Here is a 6,249-nt window from a genome sequence, read left to right on the forward strand (position 1 = left end):
GTCGAGGGGGCGATCGCGGCGATCGACGTGTGCTCGAGGGGCGGGTGGGCTGACCGCGCGAAAAGGCGGGGCAGAGGATGCCTGGCATCCCCACCCCGCCTTCGGGGTACCGCACTACTGAACTGCGAGGGTCCAGTTTCCGTCGGCGGTCACTTCAATGACCGACGGACCGGCGGCGACCGGAACCGTGCCCGAGTAGGCGCCGATCTCGTTGACGAGCAGCCCCATGTGGAAGGCCTCGGACGTCTCTTCGATGATCGCGAAGTTGCTCTGGCCGTCGTGGGTCGCGGCGAGCGCCGCGGCGCCGCCGTCGTAGAGGAACACGGCGTCGCCGATGCCCGCCGAGGCCAGCGTGGGGGCGGCGCCCATCGGGCTGATGGTGATGGTCCAGTCGCCATCGGCGGTGACCTGCAGGCGTGCGCCCTCGCCGAAGGCGTTGATGCCCCATGCGGTGGTACCCGAGTAGGCGCCGATGGTGTTGACGAGTAGCTCACCCGTCGACGCGTTGGATGCGTCGAGCACGGAGATCGCGAAGTTGCGCTGACAGCTGTGGGTCGCGGTGACGATTCCGCCGGCGGCGCCCTCGGGCAGCGTGGTCAGGCTGTCGCCGGAGCCGGACTGCTCGACGGGCGTGAACTCGCCCCAGTGTGCATTCGCCCAGGTCGCAGCCGTCGCGACCGGTTCTTCGGCAGGCTCCTCGGCCGGCTTCTCCGAGGGTGTCTGGGCCGGCTCCGCCTCGTCGATCGCCGTGTCGGTCTGCTGCACCGCGGGCACGTCGACGGCGTCCCGTGTGCCAGTGCCGCCGTTTACGGCGCCCACTGTGATGCTGAGGACGACGACCGCGCCGGTCACGATCCATGCGACGACGCGATGCTTCGCGTATCCGTCGAGCGGCCGGCCGAGCTTGTCGCGCGTCGCGCCGGCGAGCACGAGGATGAGGTCGACGAGCGCCCAGATTCCGAGTCCGCCGAACGTGACGAGCTTGAGGATGCCAGTGCCGACCTTGCCGAGGTAGAAGCGGTCGACGCCGAAGACGCCGAGCAGCCAGGCGAACAGCCACGTCGCGAGGAACGACTTGGCGGGTGGCTGCGAATACGGCGCGGCCGGCACGGGTGCCGGCAGGTACGGTGTGCCCGGGGGAACCGGCGCGGTGGGGTTGGACATGGTGATTCTCCTTGGTGCGGAATCTAGGTGCGGGGTCTGGGTGGGTGTGAGAGGGGGCGGGCTCAGTACGTCCACTCCCAGCCGGCGGTGGAGCCCATCGTCAGTGCGACCGACCCGTGGTCGGAGGGCAGGTCGAGGACGATCCACCCCGACACGCTCTGCGCGGGACCGATGTCGGCAGGCAGCTGATCGCCGCTGTCCATGCACCACGAACCGGTGCCGATCGGGTCGTTCACGCGCTTGCCGTCGGCGTCGAATGCCTGCCACCCCCATTCGCTGAACGAGACGCTCGGCACCGTGGTGTGAGCGAGTTCGGGCGTCGTTTCGACATTGAGATGGATGCCGACGAGATGCCCGTTCTTCGCGGGGTCCGCGTAGTCAGCGGTGCACGCGACGTCGACGACGATGTCGGTGACCGCGAACTGGGCGACGGTGACGTCGTCGCTCTCGCCGGAGGACATTCCGGCGAGCTGTCCGATCTCCTTCACGATGTAGCCGCGATCGTTGACGATCCGCTCGCCGTACGTCGCCACCGCGTCGTCGTCCGCGGTCGATGTGGGTGTGGGTGTGGGAGTCGCGGTCGCGACGGGTGCCGTGTCGGGCAGGTGGTCGGCATCGGGCACCGCAGCGGATGAGCAGCCGGCCAGCAGCAGGGGCGCGGCAAGGGCGAAGGTGAGTGTGAGTGAGCGTCGCATCGTCTGTCTCCTCGGGATGCTGGGGGAGAGCGGACGGGCACATCCCCAGCAAGACCCGTCCGCTCCGGCGAGACGATTCCGTCTGCCGCGACCGACGCTACGAGCTTGCGCCACGCGCCAACGCAAGAGCTGCTGATAACACCCCTTATCGATGGCCGGTGGTGCTACGTCGCAGCTGCCCGATACGGTGTGGCTCATGACCATTACGATGCCCACCGAGCAAGCCGACGGCCGCGCGCCGCTGCGGCTCTCGTTGTCGGGCGTGGCCGAGCTCGCCGGTGTACGCCGGCCCGTCGCGTCGATGTGGCGCACGCGCTTCGCGTCGGGTGGTGACGCCTTCCCCGCGCCGATCGCGCGCGTGTCAGGGTCGCCGCTGTTCGATGCCGGCGAGGTCGCCGAGTGGCTCGCCCGCACGGGCCACGGCAACAACCTCGACGCCGTGGCAGATGCCGCCGCGCTCGCAGCGCCCGACGACCTCGATTGGTCGGATGCCGAGATGGTCGCCGAACTCGATGCGCTGGTCTGCCTGTCGGCGCACCTCGACGGCATCACCGGTCTGAGCGCAGACGATCTGGTGCGTGCCGCCAACGATGTCGATAGGCTGGATGCCTTCCTCGCCCGCGAGGTCAAGGCGTACTCGGTGCGCGGGGTCGACTGGACGGGCTTCACCGATCAGCTGATCGATGCCGCCTACTCACCGGCCGGTGCACTCGAGCGGTCGCGCGCCCGTCACGCTGCCACCGCGGCCGGCGACGGCTCTGCGGGGGCGCTCGCCGATGGTGCGTTCGAGCTCGTCCTCGATGTCGCGCAGGCGCTGGCGACGCGCCTCGGTGCCACCGAAGTGGTCGTCGACCGCGGCGTCGACGAGCGCATCGGGCTGCGCATCGCCACCGCACTCGGTGACGGCCCCGCGGTGACGGTGACGCCCTCGCACCATGAGCGCAGCATCCGGCGCCACCTGCACGTCGCGGGTGTGTGGCTCGGCGAGCACGCCGACATCGGCGCCGCCCTGCGCGTCGCGCGTGTGCCGGCCGCTCCTCGCGATGGCGTCGAGCAGATGCTGGCGGATGCCGAGGACGTCGTGCTCTCGCTTCGCGATGACGACGTCGCGGTCATCATCGGTCCGACGCGCGCCCTCGTCGATGTGCTGCCTGCCTGCGTGCGGACGGTGCGCGACGACATCCTGCGGTCAGGCCGGCTTCGGGCGGTCGTGCGGCTGCCGCGCCGCCTGGTCACCGCGGCCGTCGGTGAACCCCTGGCGCTCTGGGTGCTCGGCCCGCCGACGGGGGAGGTCGCCCTCGGTGACCGCTTCACGGCGATCGCCGACGTCATCGACGGCGAGCTGACCCCCGCGACGCGCGCCGACATCGTGAGCGATGTCGCCGCCGGAATGGGCAGCGCCGCCGACGTTCGCGCACGTACCTTCCGCTTCGCGCGGCTCGTGCGCACGGCGTCGCTCCTTGCCCGCTCAGGTGAGCTCGTCGCGCCGCGCGCCGCCGCTGCGATATCGCCGGCCCGGGCCGCCTCGCTCGCAGCGCACGTCGATACCGCCGCACATGACGCGCAGCAGGACGTCCCCGCGTCGATCGCGCCGGTTCCCAGCGGCGCCGAGATGATCCCTGCCGCTGGGCTCGCCGACCTGATCGCCGATGGTCACGCTCGCGTTGTCGCAGGCACGCGCCTCACGCTCGACGCCGCAGACAGTGCAGGCCTTGTCGTCGTCACAGCTGGCGACCTCGATGATCCCGAGCAGATCGGGCGTCGGCGGGTCGACCCGATGACGTTCGCGCAGCGGCATCCGTCGGCGCAGCTGACGCGCCCCGGCGACGTCGTCTTCCGCACGGGTCCCACCGCTGCGGCCTGGGTCGATCACGATGGCTCGAAGATCGTGGCCTACCCGGCGCGCGTGCTGCGGATCAGCCCGGCCGACCCGGGCGGACTTGTGCCCGAATTGGTCGCCGCCGACATCGCGACCCAGGCGAGCGGCCCCGGCGCGTGGAAGCGCTGGATGCTGCGCCGCGTAGCTCCGGCCGCCATCGCACCGCTGCGCCGCGCGCTCACCGAGCTCGTCGTCGCGCGCGCCGACCTCACCGGTCGCATCGACCGGCTTGACCACTACATCGAGACCCTGGCGTCGGCCGTGGCCGCCGGCGCCGTCACGCTGACCGAACTGGATGCCCCGGCATCCACCCCGAAGTAAGGAATCACATGGCACGCACTCCGAAAGCGACCGCGCAGGCGCCGTCGACCATGAAAGAGCTGAAAGACACGCTCTGGAAGGCCGCCGACAAGCTCCGCGGCTCGATGGATGCCTCGCAGTACAAGGACGTCATCCTCGGGCTCGTGTTCCTGAAGTACGTGTCGGATGCCTTCGACGAGCGCCGCGCGGGCATCCGCACCGAGCTCAGCGGTGAGGGGTACGACGACGACCAGATCGCCGAGCTCATCGACGACACCGACGAGTACACCGGGCGGGGCGTGTTCTGGGTGCCGGCTAACGCGCGCTGGGCATTTCTCGCGCAGAACGCGAAGGGGCTCGGCGCCTCGGCCGACAGCCCGGAGAAGTCGATCGGCGCGCTGATCGACGAGGCGATGGATGCCGTCATGCAGGCCAACCCGCAGCTCTCGGGCACACTGCCGCGCATCTTCAACCGCGACAACGTCGACCAGCGGCGACTCGGCGAGCTGATCGACCTGTTCAACTCGGCGCGGTTCACGACGCAGGGTCAGGGCGGGTCGGACGGGCGCCGCGCCCGCGACCTGCTGGGCGAGGTGTACGAGTACTTCCTCGAGAAGTTCGCCGCCGCCGAGGGCAAGCGGGGCGGCGAGTTCTATACGCCGGCCGGTGTCGTGCGGGTGCTCGTCGAGATGCTGCAGCCCACCCACGGGCGCGTGTACGACCCGGCATGTGGATCGGGCGGCATGTTCGTGCAGGCCGAGAAGTTCATCGACGCGCACCACGGTGAGGGCAGCGACATCTCGGTGTACGGGCAAGAGCTCAACGAGCGCACGTGGCGAATGGCGAAGATGAACCTCGCGATCCACGGGCTCACGGGCAACCTCGGCCCGCGGTGGGGTGACACGTTCGCGCGTGACCTGCACCCTGACCTGCAGGCCGATTTCGTGATGGCCAACCCGCCGTTCAACATCAAGGACTGGGCGCGCAACGAGTCCGACCCGCGGTGGCGGTTCGGCGTGCCGCCGGCGGGTAACGCGAACTACGCGTGGATCCAGCACATCCTCTCGAAGCTCGCCCCCGGTGGGCAGGCCGGCGTCGTCATGGCGAACGGCTCGATGTCGTCGAACTCGGGTGGCGAGGGCCAGATCCGTGCCGAGATCGTCGAGGCCGATCTCGTGTCGTGCATGGTGGCGCTGCCGACCCAGCTGTTCCGCTCGACGGGGATCCCGGTGTGCGTGTGGTTCTTCGCGAAAGACAAGGGCGCCCGCGCTGGCGAGGTGCTCTTCATCGACGCCCGAAACCTCGGCCACATGGTCGACCGCGCCGAGCGCGCCCTGTCGGATGCCGACATCGCCCGCATCGCCGACACCTACCACGCCTGGTTCGGCACCGTCCCCCGGGTCGCTGGTGGCAATCCGGTCCCCGAGCTCGTCGAGGGGTCGTCCCGATACGAGGACAGCCCCGGCTTCTGTTACTCCGCGACCCTCGCCGAGATCAAGGCAGCCGACTACGCACTGACTCCGGGCCGATACGTCGGCGCAGCTGAGGCAGAGGACGACGGTGAGCCGATCGAGGAGAAACTCGCCCGGCTTCGGGTAGAGCTCGAGTCGCAGTTCGTCGAATCGGCTCGGTTGGCAGAGGTTGTACGGGAACAGCTGGGGAGGGTCCATGTCTGACTGGACGCCAGGGGTCCTCGGCGACTGGTTGAGGTTCAGGAACGGTGGCTCGGGAAGTTACTCCGAAGTCGGTTCTTTCCCTGTTTTTGGGGCAAACGGAATCTATACAAGTTCGGCCGATTCAAACCTCGCGACCGCCGGCGTGGTAATCGGTCGAGTGGGGTCCTACTGCGGGAGCATCCACTACTCACCGACTCCGGCCTGGGTGAGCGAGAACGCGCTGATCGCGACGCCGCATACCGGGAAGGCTGCGCGTTTCTGGGCATACGCGTTGTCTTCTATCGACCTGAACTCCTGGCGAGGAGGTTCGGGACAGCCGCTGCTGAATCAGTCGATCCTGCGTAATATCCCGTTCGCCGTCCCTCCACTGCCTGGGCAGCAGGGGATCGCCGAGGTGCTGGGTGCCCTCGACGACAAGATCGCCGCCAACACCGCCCTTGCGGCAAGGGCAGAGGAGCTAGCTGTACTTCCCCGGGAGGTTGTGAACGGGTGAGGTAGGCGAAGACCTCCGGGCAGGATGTGGGTTACCACACTC

General features: G+C 69.2%; 5 protein-coding genes. 3 read left to right on the plus strand and 2 right to left on the minus strand.

Annotated features, from left to right (window positions below; translation table 11 throughout):
• Nucleotides 1-114: 114 nt before the first annotated feature.
• Both ACPYN4_RS10980 and ACPYN4_RS10985 read right to left on the minus strand, forming a co-directional pair.
• Nucleotides 115-1,164, minus strand: coding sequence for an NINE protein (locus ACPYN4_RS10980; protein WP_424446365.1), 1,050 nt, complete (start codon nucleotides 1,162-1,164; stop codon nucleotides 115-117).
• 62 nt (nucleotides 1,165-1,226) lie between these two features.
• Nucleotides 1,227-1,859, minus strand: a complete 633-nt coding sequence (locus ACPYN4_RS10985) for a DUF4352 domain-containing protein (RefSeq protein ID WP_239279499.1) — start codon at nucleotides 1,857-1,859, stop codon at nucleotides 1,227-1,229.
• Nucleotides 1,860-2,055: 196 nt separating this feature from the next.
• On the opposite strand from ACPYN4_RS10985, the gene ACPYN4_RS10990 reads away from it, so the two are divergent.
• The 3 genes from ACPYN4_RS10990 to ACPYN4_RS11000 are packed head-to-tail and all read left to right on the plus strand — an operon-like array spanning nucleotide 2,056 to nucleotide 6,207.
• Nucleotides 2,056-4,059 carry a hypothetical protein gene (locus ACPYN4_RS10990; protein WP_424446366.1) on the plus strand — a complete coding sequence of 668 codons (2,004 nt, stop codon included), beginning with the start codon at nucleotides 2,056-2,058 and terminating at the stop codon, nucleotides 4,057-4,059.
• An 8-nt stretch (nucleotides 4,060-4,067) separates the two neighbouring features.
• Entirely contained in the window at nucleotides 4,068-5,714 is a 1,647-nt protein-coding gene (locus tag ACPYN4_RS10995; protein ID WP_424446367.1) for a type I restriction-modification system subunit M, read from the plus strand.
• On the plus strand, nucleotides 5,707-6,207 hold the full coding sequence (locus tag ACPYN4_RS11000) for a restriction endonuclease subunit S (protein WP_424446368.1): 501 nt from the start codon (nucleotides 5,707-5,709) through the stop codon (nucleotides 6,205-6,207). The genes ACPYN4_RS10995 and ACPYN4_RS11000 overlap by 8 nt, the downstream gene beginning before the upstream one ends.
• Nucleotides 6,208-6,249: the final 42 nt, after the last annotated feature.

The sequence above is a fragment of the Microbacterium sp. CH-015 genome (assembly GCF_049707015.1).
Lineage (GTDB): Bacteria > Actinomycetota > Actinomycetes > Actinomycetales > Microbacteriaceae > Microbacterium > Microbacterium aurum.